Annotated in this window: 16 protein-coding genes; 10 read left to right on the forward strand and 6 right to left on the reverse strand. The window is 70.4% G+C overall.

Features of this window, described 5'->3' with window-relative positions:
• The first annotated feature begins 7 nt into the window (after window positions 1–7).
• The 3 genes from ACIQH8_RS07475 (at window position 8) to ACIQH8_RS07485 (ending at window position 3,516) form a co-directional block, all read left to right on the forward strand.
• Window positions 8–1,045: a DUF917 family protein gene (locus ACIQH8_RS07475; RefSeq protein WP_400996636.1), complete on the forward strand. Its 1,038-nt coding sequence runs from the start codon at window positions 8–10 to the stop codon at window positions 1,043–1,045.
• Window positions 1,042–2,556, forward strand: coding sequence for a PucR family transcriptional regulator (locus tag ACIQH8_RS07480; protein WP_400996638.1), 1,515 nt, complete (start codon window positions 1,042–1,044; stop codon window positions 2,554–2,556). The genes ACIQH8_RS07475 and ACIQH8_RS07480 overlap by 4 nt, the downstream gene beginning before the upstream one ends.
• 210 nt (window positions 2,557–2,766) lie before the next feature.
• Window positions 2,767–3,516 (forward strand): nucleotidyltransferase domain-containing protein, encoded by a 750-nt coding sequence (locus tag ACIQH8_RS07485; protein WP_400996641.1) that lies wholly within the window; start codon window positions 2,767–2,769, stop codon window positions 3,514–3,516.
• Window positions 3,517–3,519: 3 nt separating this feature from the next.
• On the opposite strand, the gene ACIQH8_RS07490 is transcribed toward ACIQH8_RS07485, so the two are convergent.
• The 3 genes from ACIQH8_RS07490 to ACIQH8_RS07500 all read right to left on the reverse strand — a co-directional run bounded on the left by ACIQH8_RS07490 (window position 3,520) and on the right by ACIQH8_RS07500 (window position 6,847).
• Window positions 3,520–5,175 carry a S8 family peptidase gene (locus ACIQH8_RS07490; protein ID WP_400996643.1) on the reverse strand — a complete coding sequence of 552 codons (1,656 nt, stop codon included), beginning with the start codon at window positions 5,173–5,175 and terminating at the stop codon, window positions 3,520–3,522.
• Window positions 5,176–5,333: 158 nt separating this feature from the next.
• The gene (locus ACIQH8_RS07495) at window positions 5,334–6,614 is read right to left on the reverse strand and encodes a HipA domain-containing protein (protein WP_400996645.1); all 1,281 of its coding nucleotides are present in this window, start codon (window positions 6,612–6,614) and stop codon (window positions 5,334–5,336) included.
• Entirely contained in the window at window positions 6,614–6,847 is a 234-nt protein-coding gene (locus ACIQH8_RS07500) for a helix-turn-helix domain-containing protein (protein WP_400996647.1), read from the reverse strand. The genes ACIQH8_RS07495 and ACIQH8_RS07500 overlap by 1 nt, the downstream gene beginning before the upstream one ends.
• Before the next feature lie 121 nt (window positions 6,848–6,968).
• Between ACIQH8_RS07500 and ACIQH8_RS07505 the strand changes: the two genes are divergently transcribed.
• A complete protein-coding gene (locus ACIQH8_RS07505; protein WP_400996649.1) occupies window positions 6,969–8,225 on the forward strand; it encodes a hypothetical protein in 1,257 nt (418 codons plus the stop codon).
• A 56-nt stretch (window positions 8,226–8,281) separates the two neighbouring features.
• Here the strand turns inward: ACIQH8_RS07505 and ACIQH8_RS07510 are convergent, their stop codons facing one another.
• Entirely contained in the window at window positions 8,282–8,587 is a 306-nt protein-coding gene (locus tag ACIQH8_RS07510) for a DUF1778 domain-containing protein (protein ID WP_400996651.1), read from the reverse strand.
• Between the two features lie 45 nt (window positions 8,588–8,632).
• Window positions 8,633–9,145 carry a GNAT family N-acetyltransferase gene (locus ACIQH8_RS07515; protein WP_400996653.1) on the reverse strand — a complete coding sequence of 171 codons (513 nt, stop codon included), beginning with the start codon at window positions 9,143–9,145 and terminating at the stop codon, window positions 8,633–8,635.
• Window positions 9,146–9,275: 130 nt separating this feature from the next.
• On the opposite strand from ACIQH8_RS07515, the gene ACIQH8_RS07520 reads away from it, so the two are divergent.
• Both ACIQH8_RS07520 and ACIQH8_RS07525 read left to right on the forward strand, forming a co-directional pair.
• Window positions 9,276–9,608 carry a hypothetical protein gene (locus ACIQH8_RS07520; protein WP_400996656.1) on the forward strand — a complete coding sequence of 111 codons (333 nt, stop codon included), beginning with the start codon at window positions 9,276–9,278 and terminating at the stop codon, window positions 9,606–9,608.
• 297 nt (window positions 9,609–9,905) lie between these two features.
• Window positions 9,906–11,186 carry an NINE protein gene (locus tag ACIQH8_RS07525; RefSeq protein ID WP_400996659.1) on the forward strand — a complete coding sequence of 427 codons (1,281 nt, stop codon included), beginning with the start codon at window positions 9,906–9,908 and terminating at the stop codon, window positions 11,184–11,186.
• Window positions 11,187–11,285: 99 nt separating this feature from the next.
• Here ACIQH8_RS07525 and ACIQH8_RS07530 read toward each other — a convergent pair whose 3' ends face one another.
• Window positions 11,286–11,702: a hypothetical protein gene (locus tag ACIQH8_RS07530; RefSeq protein ID WP_400996662.1), complete on the reverse strand. Its 417-nt coding sequence runs from the start codon at window positions 11,700–11,702 to the stop codon at window positions 11,286–11,288.
• A 183-nt stretch (window positions 11,703–11,885) separates the two neighbouring features.
• On the opposite strand from ACIQH8_RS07530, the gene ACIQH8_RS07535 reads away from it, so the two are divergent.
• Genes ACIQH8_RS07535 through ACIQH8_RS07550 form a run of 4 tightly spaced genes read left to right on the forward strand, consistent with a single transcriptional unit; the run spans window position 11,886 to window position 19,443 of the window.
• Complete coding sequence (locus ACIQH8_RS07535; RefSeq protein ID WP_400996664.1) at window positions 11,886–13,286, forward strand: hypothetical protein; 1,401 nt, start codon at window positions 11,886–11,888, stop codon at window positions 13,284–13,286.
• Between the two features lie 31 nt (window positions 13,287–13,317).
• Window positions 13,318–14,535 carry a DUF6361 family protein gene (locus tag ACIQH8_RS07540; protein ID WP_400996666.1) on the forward strand — a complete coding sequence of 406 codons (1,218 nt, stop codon included), beginning with the start codon at window positions 13,318–13,320 and terminating at the stop codon, window positions 14,533–14,535.
• Entirely contained in the window at window positions 14,528–16,339 is a 1,812-nt protein-coding gene (locus tag ACIQH8_RS07545; RefSeq protein ID WP_400996668.1) for a phospholipase D family protein, read from the forward strand. The genes ACIQH8_RS07540 and ACIQH8_RS07545 overlap by 8 nt, the downstream gene beginning before the upstream one ends.
• On the forward strand, window positions 16,336–19,443 hold the full coding sequence (locus ACIQH8_RS07550) for a helicase-related protein (RefSeq protein WP_400996671.1): 3,108 nt from the start codon (window positions 16,336–16,338) through the stop codon (window positions 19,441–19,443). The genes ACIQH8_RS07545 and ACIQH8_RS07550 overlap by 4 nt, the downstream gene beginning before the upstream one ends.
• Window positions 19,444–19,606 lie beyond the last annotated feature (163 nt).

The following is a 19,606-nucleotide window of genomic DNA, read 5'->3' on the forward strand; positions in this document are numbered from 1 at the left end:
TTCAGGCATGGCGAGGACCCTCGAGCTGGCGCAGTTGCCCGCGCTCGGCCGCGGGTTCTCGCTGCTCGGCTCGGGCGGCGGTGGCAGCACCACGATGCTCGAGCTGCTGCTCGCGGATCCCTCGCTCTGGCCGATCACCATCCACGATGTGCGCGAGCTCGACCCGTCGCTGCCGTGCCTCGGCGGCGCGTTCGTCGGCTCCACGATGCTCCTCGGTGAGCGGCTGGTGGGCGACGACCCGTTCGGTGAGCTCATGGCCGCGGCCGAACGCTGGGTCGGCCGGCCCGCTGCCGCCGTGTGCTCGCTCGAGGGCGGCGGCATGAACGGCCTCACCCCGCTGGTCGTGGCCGGCGAGCGCATGATCCTCGACGCCGACCTCACCGGCCGGGCGGTCCCGGGCCTCGACCAGATGTCGCTGCTCGTCGACCAGGTGCCCGGCGTGATCGCGACCTGCGACACCGGGGCCGGCGGGGTCATGCTCGTGGACGCCCGGCGACCGGTCGACCTCGAGACCCTCATCCGGTCGGCCATCGTGCAGGCCGGAGGAGTCGGCGGCACGGTGTTCGCCGGGTTCACGGTCGGCGACCTCGTCGAGCACGCCGTGCACGGCAGCACCGAGCGCGCCCTGCGCCTCGGCGAGGGATACCTCGCTGCACGTTCCGCGCCCCTGCCGGAGCTCGCCGCCGCGCTCCACGGTCGCGTGCTCGGCCAGGGCCGCATCACCGCGATCGAGGCCGACGCCCGCGATCCGCACGTGAACGCGGTCGACGTCGAGGGGATGCACGGCGAGGTGCACCGGATCATCACCCGATCCGAGACGCTCGCGTTCATGACGGACGGCCAGCTCGAGGCATCCGCCCCCTCGATCATCGTGACGCTCGACGCCGTCTCCCGCGACATCCTCGAGGTCACCGACCTGACCATGTCGCGCAACGTCGTCGTGATCGAGCTGCCCGCACCCGAGTGGTGGTCGGCCGATCCCCGGCGCCTGCGACACGTCATGCCCTCGGTGTACGGGCTCGCCGGACTCGACGGTGCGGCATGACCGAGCGACTCGGGCTGGACGCCCTGCTCTCGCATCCGGCGAACGGCGGCCTGCGCCTGATCGCAGGACCGCCCGACGCCGGCTGGAGCGAGGTCGCCATCGAGTCGACCGAGGCCGACCTGCCGGACGAGGGCGCCGACCGCCTCGCGATCCTCACCGCCCCACCACCCGATTCCCCGTGGCAGCAGGACGCCCTCGTCCGGCGCACGCGCGACCGCGGCTACGCCGCCCTCGCACTGCCGCACGCCGACGGGTTCGGCGCCGGCACGCGGACGCTCGCCGATCGGCTCGGGCTCGCGATCCTGCACGTCGACCGGCCCATGGTGCTCGCGAAGGCCTGCTGGCACCTGCTCGAGGCGCGCGACGCCCTCAGCCTCGAGGTCGTGCGGAAGGTCGCCCAGTCGATCGAGTACCACGCCGAGGGCCTGCGCGACCTGCTGCGCAACCTTTCGGCGAACGTCGGCCACGGCATCGCGCTCGTCGACTCCGAGGGCGTGCTCACCGAGGCCGGCGGTCACCTCGATCCCGCGGTGCACGCGGCGGTCGACTTCGCGCCGTGGGTCGACATCGCCCGCACCGGCGACGGCGGCACGTTCGCGTCGGTCCGCGTCGACAGCCCGAGCCGGGAGGGGCTGCGCCTCGGATTCTTCGGCACGGGTCTCGGCGACGCGCAGGTCAGCGCGCTCGCGGTGGCCGCGGAGGTGGCGATGCCGGCGGTCGCGGCCCGCATCCTCATCGACGAGGTGGCCGACGTGAACGACGCCTCGGTGTCGTCGGGCGTGCTTCGCGACTTCGTCGACCTGCGCGGAGCGCCCGAGGCGGATGTCGAGCGCCGGATGCTCGAGCGCGGCTGGCGCACGGCCGGGTACCACCTCGGGTTCCGCATCATCGGGCGCTCCCGTCTCGACGCGCTCCAGCTCCTGCGGTTCGTGACCGGGCGTCTCGGCGACATCCCGGCCGACTCGCACGCGACGACGAGCGGCCGCGGCGTCAGCGGCTGGCTGACCTTCGTCGAGCCGCCGACGCCGACCCAGGTCGAGACGCTCATCTCCGCACTGCGCGAGCTCCACGTCGCGTGCCGTCGGTCATTCAACGTGGCCACCGGCGTCGGGTCGCTCGAGAGCGGATCGACGGGTCTCTTCACCACCCTGAACGAGGCGACGGATGCCGCGCGCGTCGCGATGGGCCGGTCGGCGACGGGCTGGTTCGTGCGGGTCGACGGCCTTGGTCTCGAACAGCTGCTGCTGGCGTGGACCGACAACGACACGTTCGTGCCGGCGGCGCAGTCGCTGCTCGCGCCCCTTCAGGAGGGCGGCGGCGAGCTGCTGACGACCCTCGCCGCCTACCTCGACCACGAGTCGGGCATCGTCCCGACCGCCGCCGCGCTCGGCTTGCACCGCAACACCGTCTCGAGCCGGATCCAGCGGGTGCAGGAGCTCCTCGGAATCGACATGGACGACCCCGAGGCGCGGCTGGCGCTGCACCTCGCGTGCCGGGTCGTGCGGCACTGAGGGCCGCGCAGCGCGTCGGGTGCGGTCGCGCGATTCCCTCATGTGCGCGACCGTGCACATGACGAAATCGGCAACGGTCGCGCGCGCGGCGGAGCCGCGCCGCGCACCGAAGGGCGAACCGGCTCCGGCGACGGGAGTCGTCGGCCACGCCTTCGTCGGCCGGCCGCGCCCACCCTCGACGACTGCGCCCGGCGCCCGTACGTTCGAGGCATGGCGATGGGACGGTTCAAGCGCGGATGGCTGACGTTCATCAAGCACACGCTGAACCACGTCACGCTGGGCATGGCGCGCCGGGGCATCCCCCCGTTCTCGCTCGTGCGCACCGTGGGCCGCAAGAGCGGCCGCACGTTCGAGACGCCGCTCATCCTAGCGCGCGTGCCCGGCGGCTTCGTCGCCGAGCTGACCTACGGCGACGAGGTGAACTGGTACCGCAACCTCATCGCCGCGGGCGGCGGTGTCATCCTCTGGAAGCGTCGCGAGATCGCGGTCGTGGCTCCCCAGCCCATGGCGACGGATGCCGGCCTCCGGGCGTTCGGCCCACCGGCCGAGTGGGTGCTCAGGCTGCTGCGCCGGCACGAGTTCCGGCTGCTGTCGGAAGCCGCGCTCGCTCCGCACACGGCGGCGTCAATCTCGCCCGCGTCACTCTCGGCCGCATCCGACCGAGCGCCGGAGCCATTGCTCGACCTCCTCCATCAACGCAAGCAGCTCATTGAACGCCTCGCCCGCGCGAACCACATCCGCGCGGTGCAGGTGTTCGGCTCGGTGGCGAGGGGCGACGAGAACCCCGACAGCGACATCGACCTCCTCGTCGACCCCGAGCCCGACGCATCACTCTTCGACCTCGCCCAGTTCGAGCTCGACGTCGAGTCGCTCCTCGACTGTCCGGTCCACGTGGTGTCGCGTCGCTCGCTCGACCCGAGTCGCGATCACGACGTGCTGGCTGAGGCAGTCGACCTGTGAGGCCTAACGCCCGAGCTGCTTGAACGCCTTCTCCGCGATGCGGTCGAGCTGCTTCGGCGTCAGCCGCCCGTCGACCGCCCGCGCCTCGCGAGCGATCGCCGCGACGAGCTCCCGTCGTTCGCGCACGGCGACGTCGCGCCAGTCGGGGTCGACCGGCACCGGCCCCTTCCCCGGCACCCAGATCAGCCCGGGCGCATCGTTGATGATGCCGAAGAGGATGTACACCCAGTACACGAACCGATCGTCGATCCCCGTGAAGCGGTCGTTCCACTCGATGCGCTCGAAGATCGCCTTGAGGTCGGGCATGACCCCGATGCGGTCGGTCGCCGGGTCGGCGCTCGGCGTGTTGAGCGACGACGAGAGCCAGGTGCGCACGGTGGCGGGCGAGAACGGATGCCCCGAGCGCGCGCGCTGCCAGCTCTGCAGCAGCACGGCCGCGCCCGTGACGATCGGCGACGCACCGGACGTGCCGCCGAACGACCCGGTGTAGGCCGTGGTGGACGTGCCGGTCCATCCGTCGCCCGTGGTGTCGACGTTCTGGCCCCACGCGTAGCAGTCGATACGGCTGCCGTGGTTCGAGAACGACAGGCGCGAGTGCGGTGCGGCGGATGACGCGGCGCCGACCATGATCGCCCCGGAGTCGCGGTAGTCGGCGTCGCCGACCTTCAGCAGGTGGCGGCCGGCCCCGTCGGTCCAGTCGTCGAGGTCGTTGCCCCCGTTGCCGGCCGCCTCGACGACCACGATGCCCGCGTCGACCGCATCGCGGATGGCGTCGAACACCGCCTGCTCGACCTCGACGGGCAGGTACGTCGTCGACGACCCGGCCGCGGTGGTCTGCGCCTCGAGCAGCAGCACGTCGCCGGGCGACATCGCGTCGGCCGCCGAGATGATGGCCGCCGCGGTGCTGTACGTCGTCGACGTGCGGTACTGCGACACGACCCGAGCGGATGCCCCGGGCGCGACGCCCACGCCGCCCTTCGCGTTGTCGACCGAGACGACCTCGCCGAGCACCGCCGTGCCGTGCCCGTGGTACGCCTGGCTCACGCCCGAGATGATCGTGATGCCGGCCGCCGCGAGGTCCTCGTGGTTCAGCGTCCACCCCTGCTCGAGGTCGACGAACCCGATGCCCGCGCCATCCGCCGCACCCCATGCCCAGCGCGCGTCGATGCCGTCGGGCGCGGCATCCAGGTACCCCTGGTTCCCGCTGCGCGGGTCGTCGCCCGCGTTCACCGGCGGCGGCCCCGGCGGCGGCGTCGGCCCGCCCTCGACGTAAGCGGTCTCGACGTCGTCGCGCGCGTCGAGTTCCTTGGCGAGCTCGGCAGCGGATGCCTCGTCCCGCACCGTGATCGCCGCATACCCGTCGAACCGGGCCCGCCGCCCCCGCCCGTGCCGCTCCTGCTCGTCGCGCCCGACCATCGGCTCGAGGTACGCCTCCGCGGCCACCCGCCGCTGGTACTCCGCGATCACGTCCCCGAGGTACGCGAACGCATCGACCATGTCGCGGCCGACGTCGTCCTCCCGCTCCCCCGCCCGCCGCTCACCCGGACGCTCCTTCAGCGCCCGCTCGCGCCGCGCCGCATCGGTGACCTTCACGACCACCCGCCGCTGCACGTCCGGCGCCTCGACCGGGTCGAGTTCCTTGCCGTCGATCATGCCCATGATCCGCTCCCCTCCGTTCGGGATGGCGGTCGTGCGCGCGCGTGCGCTGGGCGCCGCGCGCGGGCGGCCGACCACTTTCGATGGTTACGTGGCGATCATGCGCCGGGGTCGGGGGCGGATGCATCGGGGTGGGCACCGAGGCGACGGACGCGGGTTCCTCAGTCGATCCATCCGCGACCCGAGGCGTATGCCGCGACCGCCGACGCGATTCGATCCGCGATCGCCCGCTCGGCGGCCGACTCGATGGTCTGCGCGGCGGCGTCGAACGCCTCGGCGAGCCCGGTGCGGATCTCGTCCACGCGCGCTTCGGCGTCATCGGCGGGGATGCGGAGCTTGCGACCGACGGCGACGAGGTCGCGCACGCCGATGCGGTCGAGCTGGTACGCGTCGCCCACCTTCATCGCCGACGCGAGCGGCCGAGTCGCCGGGTAGGCGAGGTGCGTGCCGAGGTCGTACAGCGGCGCCAACTCGGCGCGCTCGGCGTTCAGCAGGATCGAGTAGTTCTTCGCGTGGGCGTCGGTGTTCGCCGCCGACACGTTGAACACCATCGCGTCGAACATCGCCCGCTGGCTCCTCCGGCGCTGTTCCAGGTTCGGGAAGGAGTCCACGAGCTGGGCCATCCGTGCGAATCCGGGCCCGCCATCGGACTGGTACTTGCGAGCCGGCATCACGGAGAGCGCCTGGCAGAAGTCCTCCTGGTGCCGTCGATGCCACACCCCGTCGACGAGGTCGCGGTCGTACCGCTTCGAGACGAACACGCGGTCGCCGCGGGTCGTCGTCATGAGCTCGGCGTCGGCGACCTCGAGCCCGAGGCGGGCCGCCGCGTGCATCGTGACGTACTCGTTCACGTCGTGTTCGACGAATGGCGGAACGGCGGGCTTCAGGATGTGCGTGGTCGGCGTCGCATCGAGCGGGATCCCCCACGCCCCCGCGCTGCTCCGGAAGAGCGCGACTTTCGGCTGCGCCCCCGGCAGGCTCCACCGCCCGGCCACATCACGCGTGCCCCACGTGTCGGCGTTCACGACGAGGTCGTGGACCAAGTCGGCGAGGGCTTCGGCCGACAGTTCGTCGACGCGTTCCTCGCGCGGCCCGGCATCGCGGGCGGATTCACCCGGCGGCAGGATCTGGACCGCGCCGGCGACGTCGCGGCCGATGAACGCGAGCAGCCCGTACGGGTTCAGGGCAGAGGTGTGGAACGCCTTCGAGAGTTCGTCGAGCTTTCCGCCGCTGTCGGGCAGCAGGCCTTGGAGGAAGGGCAGCACGGCGCGCGGCGGATGCGTCGCACGCGACACCGGCATCGAGAGCGACAACGGGGTGGCATCCGGATGGCGGCGGTAGTCGTCGTCGTACGTGAACGTCGTGGCGCCCGCGTCGGTCTGGCGCAGCTCGCCGATGAACGTGCCGTCGAGGAAGACGTCGAGCTTCGGGAATCGCGCCATCAGCTGCCGTCCGACTCAGGACGGGTGCGCACCTCGAGGTCGACGACGAGGTCGAGGGCGGTGATGACGTCGAAGACGCGATCGAGTCGAACGGACGCCTTTCCCCCTTCGAAGCGCACGACCCACTCGCGCGTGACTCCCGCCCGCTCGGCGAGCACCTGCTGGGACCAGCCGAGCGCCTCCCGGCGGTCTCGCGCCGCGGCTCCCACCTCGAGAACGCTTCGAACCCGCATGCGCACTCCTTTGACGACGTGCGCGTTCGCGCACATCGTCCATTGTGATCGATCGCGCACAGAAATGGAAGTGCGCGATCGATCACACCCCCGCTCGCGGGTGCCTGTCATCCTTGATCCCATGGCCCTCGAACGCGACATCCCGAACGTGCTCGCCTCCTTCCGCACGACGTCGCGCGACCTGTATCGCATGGGCAAGGTGAACGAGTACGCGTTCGAGGCCGAGCAGGGCGTCCTGCTGCTGCAGGACATGGCCGACGACTACGGCGCCGCCGGCGTGATCCCGGTCGTCCAGCGGGCGCTCGCGAGCACCTTCCGGGTGCTGATGCGTGCCGACGACTCCAATGGGGTGATCCAGCTCGTGATCGACGACCTGCTCGCGCTGCACGCGAGGCTCTGCGCCGAGGCGCCGCCGTCGCCCGCGAAGCTCGTGACCTGGATCCAGCAGCAGCAGTTCGGCGAGCTCGGCGAGTACTTCCGCATCGACGTCGTCGACTACGCCGACGCGCTCGGCGAGCGCGGCATCGCTCGGTTCGAGTCGAAGCTGTTCGAACGTCGGGCGGCACTCACGCTCCCGTTCGACGGTCGCCCCGATGCCGAATGGACGAACGACGGCGAATGGCATGCGCGGCATGCCGTGCTCGGAAACCTGCAGCGCCTCGCCGTGCTGCACCGCGACGAGGAGGCCATCGTTCGCACGTACGGCGGCGACCTGCCGAAGGCGTACTTCCGCTCCGACGCGGCGAAGGCGCTCGCCGAGGCCGGTTTCTCCGCTCGCGCCGCGGTCGTCGCCCACGAGGGAATGACCCTGCCGGGCGGACCGCACCAGCAGCAGGAGTGCGGCGAACTCTGGCGGTCGCTCGTCGCCGACGACCCGGCTCAGGCAGCGGATGCCGCGGCGCAGGTGTTCGAACGCTGGCCCACCGCGGCGAACGCGACCGCGTGGGAACGCGCCGACGCGGCATCCTGGCCCGACCGTCGCGAGGGCGCGATCGAGGCGCTACGGGCACGCCCGTGGGAACTGGTCGCGTACCTGCTCGACACGGGCGATCTGCGCCGAGCGTGGAGCGAGGCGCTCCTCGCCACCGAGGCCGGCACGGGTCGAATCCTCCCCGATCAGTGGGACGAGCTCGTCAACCGCTATCTGACGATCGATCCCGCGGCCGCGTTGCCCGTGATGGCGCAGCTCATCGACGACCGACTCGTGCAGGCGGTCTCACGGGTGTACCCGGGCGCGGTGCGCCGAATGAAGAAGCTGCGGGCCGCCGCGGTGAAGGCCGGCATGCCCGAGCTCGCCGACGCACTGCTCGCCGAGCTGCGGGCGAAGTACGCGAGGCGGCCGTCGCTCATCGCGAGGATGGACGCGGCGAGGGTGTGACCGCGATAAGCCAAAACGGAAATCGCCGTCAGAACTTATGGACGCGGGCGCCTACGTCAGGCGTTCAGCGGCTCAGCGGGCTGTTCGGCGCCGTTGCGCGTCGCGCGAATCACGTCGGCAAGTTGCGGCACCACGGCGGCGTCTGCCTCGAGCGCACGCTCGAGCTGCAGGACCGCGTGTGGGCTCAGTCGCAGCACCTGATCTTCAAGAAGGATGGCGCGTGCTCGTTCCATCGCGGCTCCGAGGACGAACGACGTCACGTCTTGCTGCTGGCGTGCAGCCGCAGACCGAATGAGTTCGAGCGCCTCCGGGGAGATCCGCATGTTGAGGCGCGCGCTACGGCCTGGTTCTTCGATCGTCATCCCTCTCACCACCTTCCGAAAGTGTACATACGTGGTGCGTACATCTCAATCCACCGCAGCGAAGGTTGCACGCAGACTCCTGGTCGTCATGAACAGGTGCAGCGCATCGTCTTCGAAGGGCTGGAATCCGTATCGGCGGTAGAACGTCGAGGCCTCGTGGTCGATCGCGTCCACCACGATGACTTCGTATCCGACCGAGTTCGAAACCTCCACCATGCGTCGGAGCGCGTCGACGAGCAGCATCTTGCCGACGCCCTTCCCCTGCTCCGTGATCGCAGCGGCGAGGCGGGCAAGCAGGATGGCCGGGACCGGGTATCGCCGTTTTCCCATTCCGAACGCCGACGCGGCCTGGTCAAGGTCCAACTGGAGCGTGCGAGTCGCGTAGTAGCCGACTATGCGCTCCCCTTCGACAGCGAGGAACGTCCTGGTCGTGTTGTTGCGTTCGGACTGTCCCGCGTACCGACGGAGCCAGTCGTCCAGCTCCTCCTTGCCGCATGAGAATGCGCTTCGATCGTATGACCGATCGAACTGGACGATCTCGATGCCGGGCGCACTCACGTCATCATGCCTAGCGTGAACGACCGACGGGCGCGCCCGGAGCGATGAACGCGTCACCCAGCGAAGTGGCCTGCCTCGGGCGCAACAGGACCGGCCGCGGACCATCCCGCCGCCGCGCCCTCCGATCCCGATGCACCGCATGCCGCGCGTCCATCTGCGCCATCCGCCGCTGGACGACGGTCAGCACCGCCGCGACATGCCGACGACGATGCGCGTCGAGCCGCCCCGCGGCCTCCAACGCGCCGGCGCGATCGGCGACCGACCGCATGCGCGTCAGAGTGTCCCGGCGGAACTCCCGGTACGCGTCATCCGGCCGCGCCGCCAGGCGATCGAACCGGTCGTCGATGATCGCGAGCCGGAGCTCGAGCGCCTGCACGTCGGCGAGGAACTGCGTGCGATCGATGTGGTCCGCGTGGCTGCCGCCGGCCTGGAGGGCGGCGTGCATGCGTGCGCTGAGGGGTGAGTCCGAGCCCATGTCGGTGCTCCTCGTTGACTCCAGCCGTAGCCGAAGATTCCGACTGTAGGGAGGGCCACCGACATCCGTTGCCGAGGCCGCCGCGGAACTCTCGTGACCACTTGTGGGGGTGATTCCGCAGCAAGCACAGGTCAGGCGCGGTTTCCAGGCGACCGGATCGCACCGCCTCGGCCGTCGAGGCCCCCGCCGCGTCGGACCACGTCAGTAATGTCGGTCAGCTGTCGACCCGACGGCGATGCGGACCTGCATTCGACGCATCCGACACCGCAGCGAAAGCGAACGATGATGACCGACTCGACGACCACCCCGCCCAACGGAGCCCAGCCCGACGCATCCGAACCAGCCCCCGGCACCGCGGGCGACGCGACTTCCCCGGCGGCAGCGCCCGACCAGACGGGCACGCCCGCCGGCTGGTACCCCGACGGCAGCGGCGCGCAGCGCTACTTCGACGGCACCGTCTGGACGGAGCACACCGCCCCGCTCGACGCGAGCGCGAGCGCGACAGCGACCTCGAGCCCGACCTCGACGGCCACGACGACCACCGATCCCGCGGCCACTGCGTCCGGAGCCCAGGCACCGACCGGCCCCACCCCGCCGAAGTCGTTCATCGCGACCTGGCTCTTCGCCCTCTTCCTCGGCTTCTTCGCCGTCGACCGGTTCTACCTCGGCAAGGTCGGCACCGCCCTCGCGAAGGTGTTCACCCTCGGAGGCCTCGGCATCTGGGTGCTCGTCGACCTGATCCTGGTGCTCGCCGGCGCCCAGCGCGACAAGCTCGGCCGCCCGCTTGACGGCTACGCCAAGCACCGCACGATGGCGTGGATCGTCACCGGCGTCGTGCTCGTCATCTCGCTCATCGTGAACGGCGTGAACGGGGCCAACCGCGTCGACGACGTCGCCTCCCCCGAACCGGCCGCGGGTGCCGCGTCGAGTACCGACGACGACACCGAAGCGGATGCCGCATCCGCGCCCGAGCCGGAAGAGCCCGCCGCGCCGGCCGTCGAGGAGCTCGGCATCGTCGAGACCGCCTTCGGCAAGGACATCGACTCCGACATGTGGTGGTACGCCGTCGTGCTCGAGAACCCGAACGACGACTACGTCTTCCCGTCCGCGGGGATCACTGTGGAGGCCGTCGACGCGGGTGGGGTCATCCTCGACTCCGGCAGCGAGTACACGACGATCCTCCAGGGTCGCACGGTCGTGGTGGGCACCTTCTTCTCGGTCGGCTCCGGCACCATCGCCGACCTCGAGGTCCGCGGACCGACGAGCGCCGCGGCGAGCTCCTCGCCCGCCGCGGAGACCGGCTCCTTCACGGTGTCAGACATCGCGACTTCTGCGGAGTACGGCTGGATGGACGTGACCGGAAAGGTCACGTCCAGCTTCGGCGAAGACCAGGATCTCGTGAAGGTCGCGGTGATCGCCCGCGATGGCTCGGGCAAGATCGTCGGCAGCGACTTCACGTTCATCGAGCGCCTCCCCGCCGGCGGCACCGCGCAGTTCGAGTCGTCGCTGTGGAGCGTCGAGGACCTGCCGGGGGATGTCACGTTCGAGGCGTTCGCGACGCTGTAGCGATCTGGCGGCCGCCGAACGCGGACCGACGTCGGCGGCCGCCAGTACCGTGAATGCACGATCCCAGGCCGGAGGGATGAACCGATGACGAGCCCGATTTCATTGACGAAACAGCGCGTCGAGCGCACCGCTGAACGCATCGCGACGCTCGACGAGATGGAACGCCTCGCGGCGCGCATCCTCGACTCGAAACGCGTGCGCCCACTCGTGGTCGTCACGACCCTGCACGGCTCGGGCGACACCGACGTGGCGGCATCCATCCCCCTCGACCCTCAGCAGCTCCTCGATGAGGTCGGTGACGTCGCGGATGTGATCGTGTTGCCGACCGGCGAGCTGAGCATGCGCCTCGACGACCTGCTCCCGGCGATGCTGCAGGTGTACGGCGGCGCGGGCCGGTCGTACCCGGTCGGGCTCGACGCCGACCCTGACTGGCGCCGGTCCCCTCTGCGCTTCCCTGGGCGATCGCCCGAACGTGCACTCGAACAGCTGATCTCGGACGCGGTGGCGCACGCACATGCTGCGGGACTGTTCGCGGAGTCGCCGTCGAGGAGCCGACGGGTCGCCGGCGAGGTGCGCGGGTTCATCGCAGGCGGGTCACGGGCACTCGTCGTGCATGACGGCGGCGGAATGTCGACGATCTGGGCCGAACTCACCGCGCCCCCGACGCCTCTCGACTGGCTCATCACCGAGGGATGCCGGGTGTCGGGCCTCCTCGACGAGGACACGAATCGGCTCGTCGTCGACATCGGAAGGCCCTCCGACGCCGAGCTCGCCGGCGCATTCCCTCACGGGTCGGTCACGCTCGCACTGGTGAGCGCGGTCGACGGTGACGGTGCCGAGCTGGCGCTGCATCCATCACATCGGGTGCGGGTCTACCGCACGGATGTCTCGCCGAATCCGCTCGACCGCGTCGACCTGCTGCTCAGCGCCGGCGAGGTGGTCGCGGCGCGCGTCATCCACCTGTCGACAGGGGCGCTGCACCTGCGCCTGTCCGACGTCGATGATGACGATCCGATCATGCCCCCGCTCACGCTGGTTGCCGGGGGCACGCCGTGGCTGCGCCAGGACCGCCCGCTGCCGACGGGTACGGTCGGCGGCCCGGAGGCGGTGGAGGCGCAACTCGAGGCGCTGCACGCGGAGGAATCTCTGTCGACCGAGTCGTCGACCTTCGCGTCAGAGTCGCCGACCTCGACTGCCGCGACGCCGCCGCGCTCCCCCGCATCACCGGTCGCTGCACCGGCCGACGCGCCGCCCTCGACACCGCGGCCCATGCCCGGACCGGGGCTGCGCCGAGCTGCGGCGACCTCCAACGGGGGGCGGAGCGCCGCCCCGATCCCTGGCGCGCCGGCGCCCGAGCCGGCTGTTCCTGCACCGGAAGCGACGCCATCCAGTCGGTCGGCGCTGCAAACGACGCAGCTCGAGCTCGAGTCGGAACGAGTTCGCCGCCTCGCAGCGGAGGAGCGGCTCGTCGAGGCGGGGGTGTCTGATTCGGCCCTGTCGCGTCTCCGCACGGCTGCAGAGCTCGATCGGCGGCGCGTACGAGAACTCCTCGTCGAGAATGCGGACCTGCGTGCCGAGGCCGACGCCCTGAGGCGGGACCGGGCGGATGGCGCACGCCGGCTTCGGGATTACGTTCGCCGTGGATCGGCGCAGCCCCAGTCGGTCAGTCGGACAGCGGCGGCCCGTCGTGCGGACTTCCCAGACGCAGAGGCGTGGGTGCGTCATGAGATCTCCTGCGCGTGGGTCGACCGGATACCCGCCTGCGACAAGATCGCTCACCCGCTCGCCGATTTCGCCATCGGGCCAGAGTTCGCTTCCATGCTCGAGCCCCTCGACGCCGACAAGTTCGCGAAGGCGCTGAAGGCGGTCGTCGATGTGCTCACCGGCCGAGCGGAGCACATGGACGGTCGCGAGGTGCACCGCCTACGCGCCTCGGAGGCCGGTGGCTCGCCGTACCTCGTGCGCGAGGACGGCGCCCACGCCATGCGCTGCGCGATCGAACGCAATACGCCGTCAGCGCGTCGCCTGCACTACTGGGTGATGCCCGGCGGCAAGATCGAACTGTCGCGCGTCGATGTGCACGACGCAGTGAAACCCTGATGACGCTGATCTTGGAAGGAGTTCAAGCCTGATGCCGTCCCAGATCGCGTGGCTCGACGCGTCGAGCGAGGAGCAGCGCCGGATGCGGGACATCATCCGCCTGTTCGCCGACCGCGAGAGCCGCGACGAGCTCGGCCTGGGGCAGATCCGCGATGCCCTGGCGGACGCGCTCTTCCCGGGAACATCGACGCTTCTCACCCGCGCGCGCTATCTCCTCTTCGTGCCGTGGGCCTACCGCAAGGCGTCAGGACGGCCGAATCCGGTGGCCGACGCCGACCGCTACGAGCGAGACGTCATCCACGCGGTCAGGGCGTCGGGCGACTACGCCGGGCTCCTCGGGATGCAAGCGGGCGAAGCGCTGAAGAACCTCCCGTCGGTGGTGTACTGGTCGATGCTCCGGCACTACCGGATCCTCGCCGAACCGTCGCTCTCGCGAGAGGATGCAGTTCGACTCGACGGCACCCGGCTCGGGCCGGAAGATGCGGGTGATGCGGGCGGGAGCACGCGCTTCCACGCGTGGTCGACAACCCTTCCGCCTGTACCGAACGGGTTCCCGAAGGAGATCCCCGACGGCTTCGCGATGCGCCACGACGAAGCCGCCTGGCTGCGGGACCGGATCCTCGAGGAAGCCCCGGAGTCGCTCCTCGCCCACCTCGTGGTCGCCCGCCCGGCGGCGGAGAGCCCATCACCATGGGCGGATGCTGCCGCGCTCGAGGTCGAGGGCCCGGCTCGCACGGTACGCGACGATGCGCAAGCGTTCTCGACGCTGATGCACGGCGCGCAGCTGCTGTACAACCTCATCCTCGCGGAGGAGTACGAGAGCGCCGGGTACGACCGCATCACCGAGCCGGCCGCGGCGTTCCGCGAGCGCCTCGACCGCTGGTCAGACAACCTCGCCGGGCTCCTCAACATCCATGCGTGGGACCTCGACTCGCTGCTCGCCCGCGTCGATCTCGCGCGCGGGACTCCCGTCAACCCCAACTCCAAGCGATTCGTGCGCGGATGGCTCGACCTCCTGCGCGAAGCGTCGGCGAACATCGCCGACGACGACGCGGCTCGCGCGTTCATGATCCGGCGCGAGCGTCAGCACAAGGGAGCGCAGGCCCGCATCGGCAACCGGGCGCGCCTGGCGACGTGGGGTGGGAGCTCCGGGTCGGGGGCGCTGGTCTTCCGGTGGCCGCAGGTTCGCGGCATCCTGCTCGACATCCACGACGGACTCGACCGGACCCCGGAGTCACTCGATGCTTGAACCGCAAACGCGCGCAACCCTCACTGAGCAGTTGAAGCCGCCGACCGGCTTCGAACTCTCGCATGCGGTCGGCACGACGTTCACGCTCGACCTCGCCACGGCGCTGGCGGTCCCTCTGTCATTCGCCTCACATCGGCTTGCGACCGAGGACGACACGCTCGGCGTGCTCGACGCCATCCGCCGCGCCTCCGATCGCATCGACGTCTTCGCCCAAGCGGGCGAGATCTCGATGGGCACGCGCTCCGACCTCGTCGCCTTCCTCGAGCCGATGGTGCATCCGGTGACCACGAAGCGCGGCTTGTTCCATCCGAAGGTCTGGTTCCTCGAGTACCGCTCGGGTGACGAGCTCTCGTACCGATTCCTCTGCGCCAGCCGGAACCTCACCGCAGATCGCAGCTGGGATGTCGTCGTCCGCCTCGATGGTCGCGGCGCGGCGGATGGCGCGAGGCGCGCCGCCACGGCGACGAACAAGCCGATGGCGGAGCTCCTGCGCCACCTCCCGGCGCTGGCGGTGCACCCGCTCGATTCGGAGCGACAGGGGCGGATCGAGGACCTGGCTGATCGCTGGCGATCCGTCGCCTGGGAGCGTCCGGAGTCGATCAAGGAGGTCGCGTTCCACGCCTTCGGGGTCCGCGGATCGACCATGCCCGACGTGCACGGCAAGCGCGCACTCATCATCTCCCCGTTCCTCTCAGACGACGGACTCCGGATGCTTCGAGCTGGTGTGCGCACGACCAGTCACGTCATCTCGCGCGCTGAGAGCCTCGATCGCCTCGCGCCGACGTCATTCGAGGCCAAGCTCGCCACCTACGTGCTCGACGACGCCGCGACTCCCGAGACGCACGATGAGGACACGGAGCAGACCGCGGCGTACGTCCCCCCGGGGGACCGCCTCGTCGGCCTCCATGCCAAGGCCGTCATCGTCGACCGGCAGGATGGCGCGCACGTGTTCCTCGGCTCTGCCAACGCGACGACTGCCGCGTGGGAACACAACGTCGAGGTCATGGTCGAGCTCGTCGGACCCGTGGGACGGGTCGGCGTCGAGGCGACGCTCGACGCGCTCGGCGACCTGAAGGAGGAGTATCACACCGAGGGAGGCGCCGAGCCCGACGCCGACGAGGAGGCGGACCGACGCCTCGAGACGACGCTCCGATCGCTCGCCAGCGTGCGATTCACGGCTCGCGTGACCTCGGGTGAGCCCCACGGACTGCGCGTCTGGGTCGATGACGAAGAGGAGACGGGCCGCGCCCGTCGACTCAACGGCACGGCGGACGTCTCGGTGCGCTGGCATCTGCTCACCCGGCCAGACCTCGGCGGACCGGACCTCCCGGGCCGCGGCGAGAACGCCGCCTCGCAGATCCGCGACATCCCGCTCGCCGACATCACCCCGTTCATCGCACTGGTCGCACGAGACGAGCGCGGCCGCGAGCGTCGCACCATCCTCCTCGCCCGCCTCCTCGATGATGTGCCCACGCGACGCGAGGCGATCATCGCTCGACAACTGACCGACCGCGCGACCTTCGTCCGCTTGCTCATGCTGCTCCTCGAGCTGTCGGGTGGCGCGGTGGCCGGCACCGAGGGCCACGGGTTCTTCGGCACGCCCGTCGCCGGGGAGACATCCGGCGGCGTGTTCGAAGCGCTGGTTCGCGCGCTCGGCGACGGGCACCACGGCCTGGCCGACGCCCGCCGCATCATCGACTACCTGCGCTCGACCGACGACCGTGCTGTGCTCCCCGAGGGGTTCGAGGAACTCTGGGAACAGGTCTGGGCCGCGCACGTCGAGCTGATGGAGGCACCGGCATGAGCACCGTCGACGTGCCAGCCGTGATGGCGGGCCTCAAGGGGTTCCAGCGGAACGCGGTCGACCACGTGATCGAGCGGCTGTACGGACCCGGATCCGCCGAGGCATCCGGCCGGTTCCTCGTCGCGGATGAGACCGGCCTCGGCAAGAGCATCGTGGCTCGCGGCGTGATCGCCCGCGCCATCGAACACCTCCAAGACGTCGATCATGTCGATCGCATCGACATCGTCTACGTCTGCAGCAACGTCGACCTCGCCACCCAGAACCTGCGTCGACTCAACGTCACCGGCGACCGACATCTCGGCATGGCGACGCGCCTCACGATGCTCGCGAAGGAGAGCCGCCGACTCGCGGAGAAGACGTCGGGGCCGGGCAAGAAGGTCAACCTCGTCTCGTTCACCCCGGGCACATCGTTCAGCGAAGGCGGATGGCGGCAGGGCTCCGCTCCCGAGCGGGCGCTGCTCACGATCATCCTCGACGGCCTGGTCAACCGAAGCGCCTCGGATCGACGGGTGACCCGGATGCTGCTCCGCGGGACAGTGAAGGACCCGCTGCGGTTCCAGAAGTGGTACGTCGAACCCCTCGCGCGCGAGCTCGACGGCGAGCCCGATCCGCGCATCGTGAAGGCGTTCGCCGCGATGGTGCAACGCGACGGCACGCTGGATCGCTTCACCGAGTTGCGCGACGAGATTCGCCGCAAGCATTCGGTCCCCGGGGAACTGTGGCATGCGAACCAGGAGCTCATCGCCTCGTTCCGGCAGTCGCTAGCTAAGGCGGGCGTCGACACGCTCGAACCCGACTTGGTCATCCTCGACGAGTTCCAGCGGTTCCGTCACCTGCTCAACCCGGAGTCGGGCGACGCCGCCGAGCTCGCCCACGCCCTCTTCGAGCATCCGGATGCCAAGGTGCTCCTGCTGTCGGCGACGCCCTACAAGCCCTTCACCAACAGCGACGACGCGGACGACGAGCACTACGCGGACTTCCTCGCGACCGTCCGCTTCCTTGCCGGCGGATCCGCCGAGATCACCGGTCGCATCGCCGAAACACTCGCCGCGTACCGACAGGCGCTGGTCGTCGGTGGCGATGCGGATTCCGCTGCCAAGAGGGTTCGCGAGGCCCTCCTGCCGTTCATGACGCGCTCCGAGCGCCCGCCGATCGCCGAGCGCGACGACCTCGTTGCCGTCCGACAGCTTCCGACGAAGTCGCCCACGACGGCCGACCTGCGCGAGTGGGCGTCGCTCCGCGCGCTGGGTCGCACGGTCGACGCGCCGATCGACCTCGAGTACTGGAAGTCGATCCCCTACTTCGCCAGCTTCATGGACGGCTACAAGCCGGCGGAGCGCATCAAGACGGCGCTCGAGGGCAGCGACCCAGGTGGCATCAGTCGGCTGCTCGCGTCGACTCGGGCCCTCGAGCGAACGCAGGTCGAGGCGTTCGACGAGCTCGACCTCGGCAACGGGCACCTCCGGGCGCTCGCTGACGAGACCGTCGCCCAGGGGTGGTGGAAGCTGCTGTGGGTGCCGCCGACCATGCCCTACCTCGAGCCCGGCCCGATCTTCGCGCCGCTCTCCGAGGGGAACGTCACGAAGCAGGTGCTGTTCTCCGCGTGGACCGGCGTGCCGACGGCGATCGCCGCGCTGCTCAGCTACGAGGCAGATCGGTTGGCGGCGGGCGATCGTTCCCTGCTGCGTGAGAACACGCCCGACGGGCGCAAGGCGGTCGGTGCACGACTGCAGTACCGGCTCGCGGAGGGTCGGGCTGCGGCGATGTCGACCCTCGCCCTGTTCTGGCCCCACCCGGCGCTCGCCGCGCTGGGCGATCCGTTGGCGGCCGCACGCGAACACGGTGGGCGCGTGAGCGCCGACGCATTGGTCGCCGAGACCGACGCCCGTCTCCTCGACGGACCATCCGCCGAGCAAGTCGCCGACGCATTCTTCGCGTACCCCGGTTCGCTTCCCGCGGCGCTGCGCGACTACTCGCCCGAGGCGCTCGTCGCGCTCCGAAGCGAGGAGGGTCGGATCGGCGGATTGCTGGAGCACGTGCGCGTCGCGCTCGAGTCAGCGGATGGCGCGGTCACCTCGCACCCTGACCTCGCCCGCCTCGCCGCGCACGCCCCCGGGAGCATCGTGTGGCGGTCGCTGCGGAGTGTCGCCGGTCCGCAGGCCACGGATGAGGGGACCTGGGCCGCCGCGTTCGAACTGGTCCGAGGCATCCGCTCGCTCTTCAACCGCACCGAGACGATCGCGCTGCTGGTCACGCTGTACGGCGACGACCGCCCGTACTGGCAGAGTGTGCTCGACTACTGCGCGGACGGCAATCTGCAGGCCGTCATGGACGAGTACCTCTACCAGCTCCTCAGCGAGACCGGCGGCGGCGAGCTGGATGACGACGGGCTCCGGTCGCTCGCCCGGCGTGCAGTCGAGGCCATCGAGCTTCGTCCCGCCCGATACGTCGCCCGTGACAACACCCCGACTCGCGACGAGGTCCCGATGATGGCCCGTTTCGCGCTCCGGTACGGCGGCAAGCTGGCAGCGGATGCCGATGACTCGTCCGGGGCCCGCCAGAGCGAGGTGCGCGCCGCCTTCAACAGCCCCTTCGCACCCTTCGTGCTCGCCTCGACGAGCGTGGGCCAGGAGGGCATCGACTTCCACTGGTGGAGCCACTCGGTCATCCACTGGAATCTGCCTTCGAATCCCGTGGACTTCGAGCAGCGCGAGGGCCGGGTCAATCGCTTCGCCGGCCACGCGGTGCGCAAGAACGTGGCCGAGTCGCACTGGCCCGACGTGCTCGGCTCCGACGACCCGCGCGCGTGGCGCGCCGCATTCGACGCGGCGATGGCCTCCCCGAACGACATCGGCGAGTTCTCGCCGTGGTGGCTCTACCCCGGCTCAGCGCGGATCCATCGAGTGCTCGCGCAGTACCCGCTCAGCCGCGACATCGACAAGTACGAGCGGCTCCGCGGCGCCCTCACGCTCTACCGCCTCACGCTCGGCCAGCCCCGGCAGGAGGACATGATCGAAATGCTCGCGAAGCGCGGGGTCGATGGCGGGGCCGTTCCGACGATCGACCTGCGGCCGCCGCGGTCTGACGAATCGGCGAGCTACTGAGCAGCCGCACATCGTGTTGTCGACGGCGACGACCTTGCCAAGCACCGCCGTGCCGTGCCACGCGTCCGCCTGGTTCACGCCGGAGGTGATTGTGATGCCGTCCGCCGTGAGGTCCTCGTGGTTCAGCGTCCACCTCGGCTCGAGGCCAAAGAACCCGATGCCC

The sequence above is a fragment of the Agromyces sp. GXQ0307 genome (assembly GCF_044769845.1).
Lineage (GTDB): Bacteria > Actinomycetota > Actinomycetes > Actinomycetales > Microbacteriaceae > Agromyces.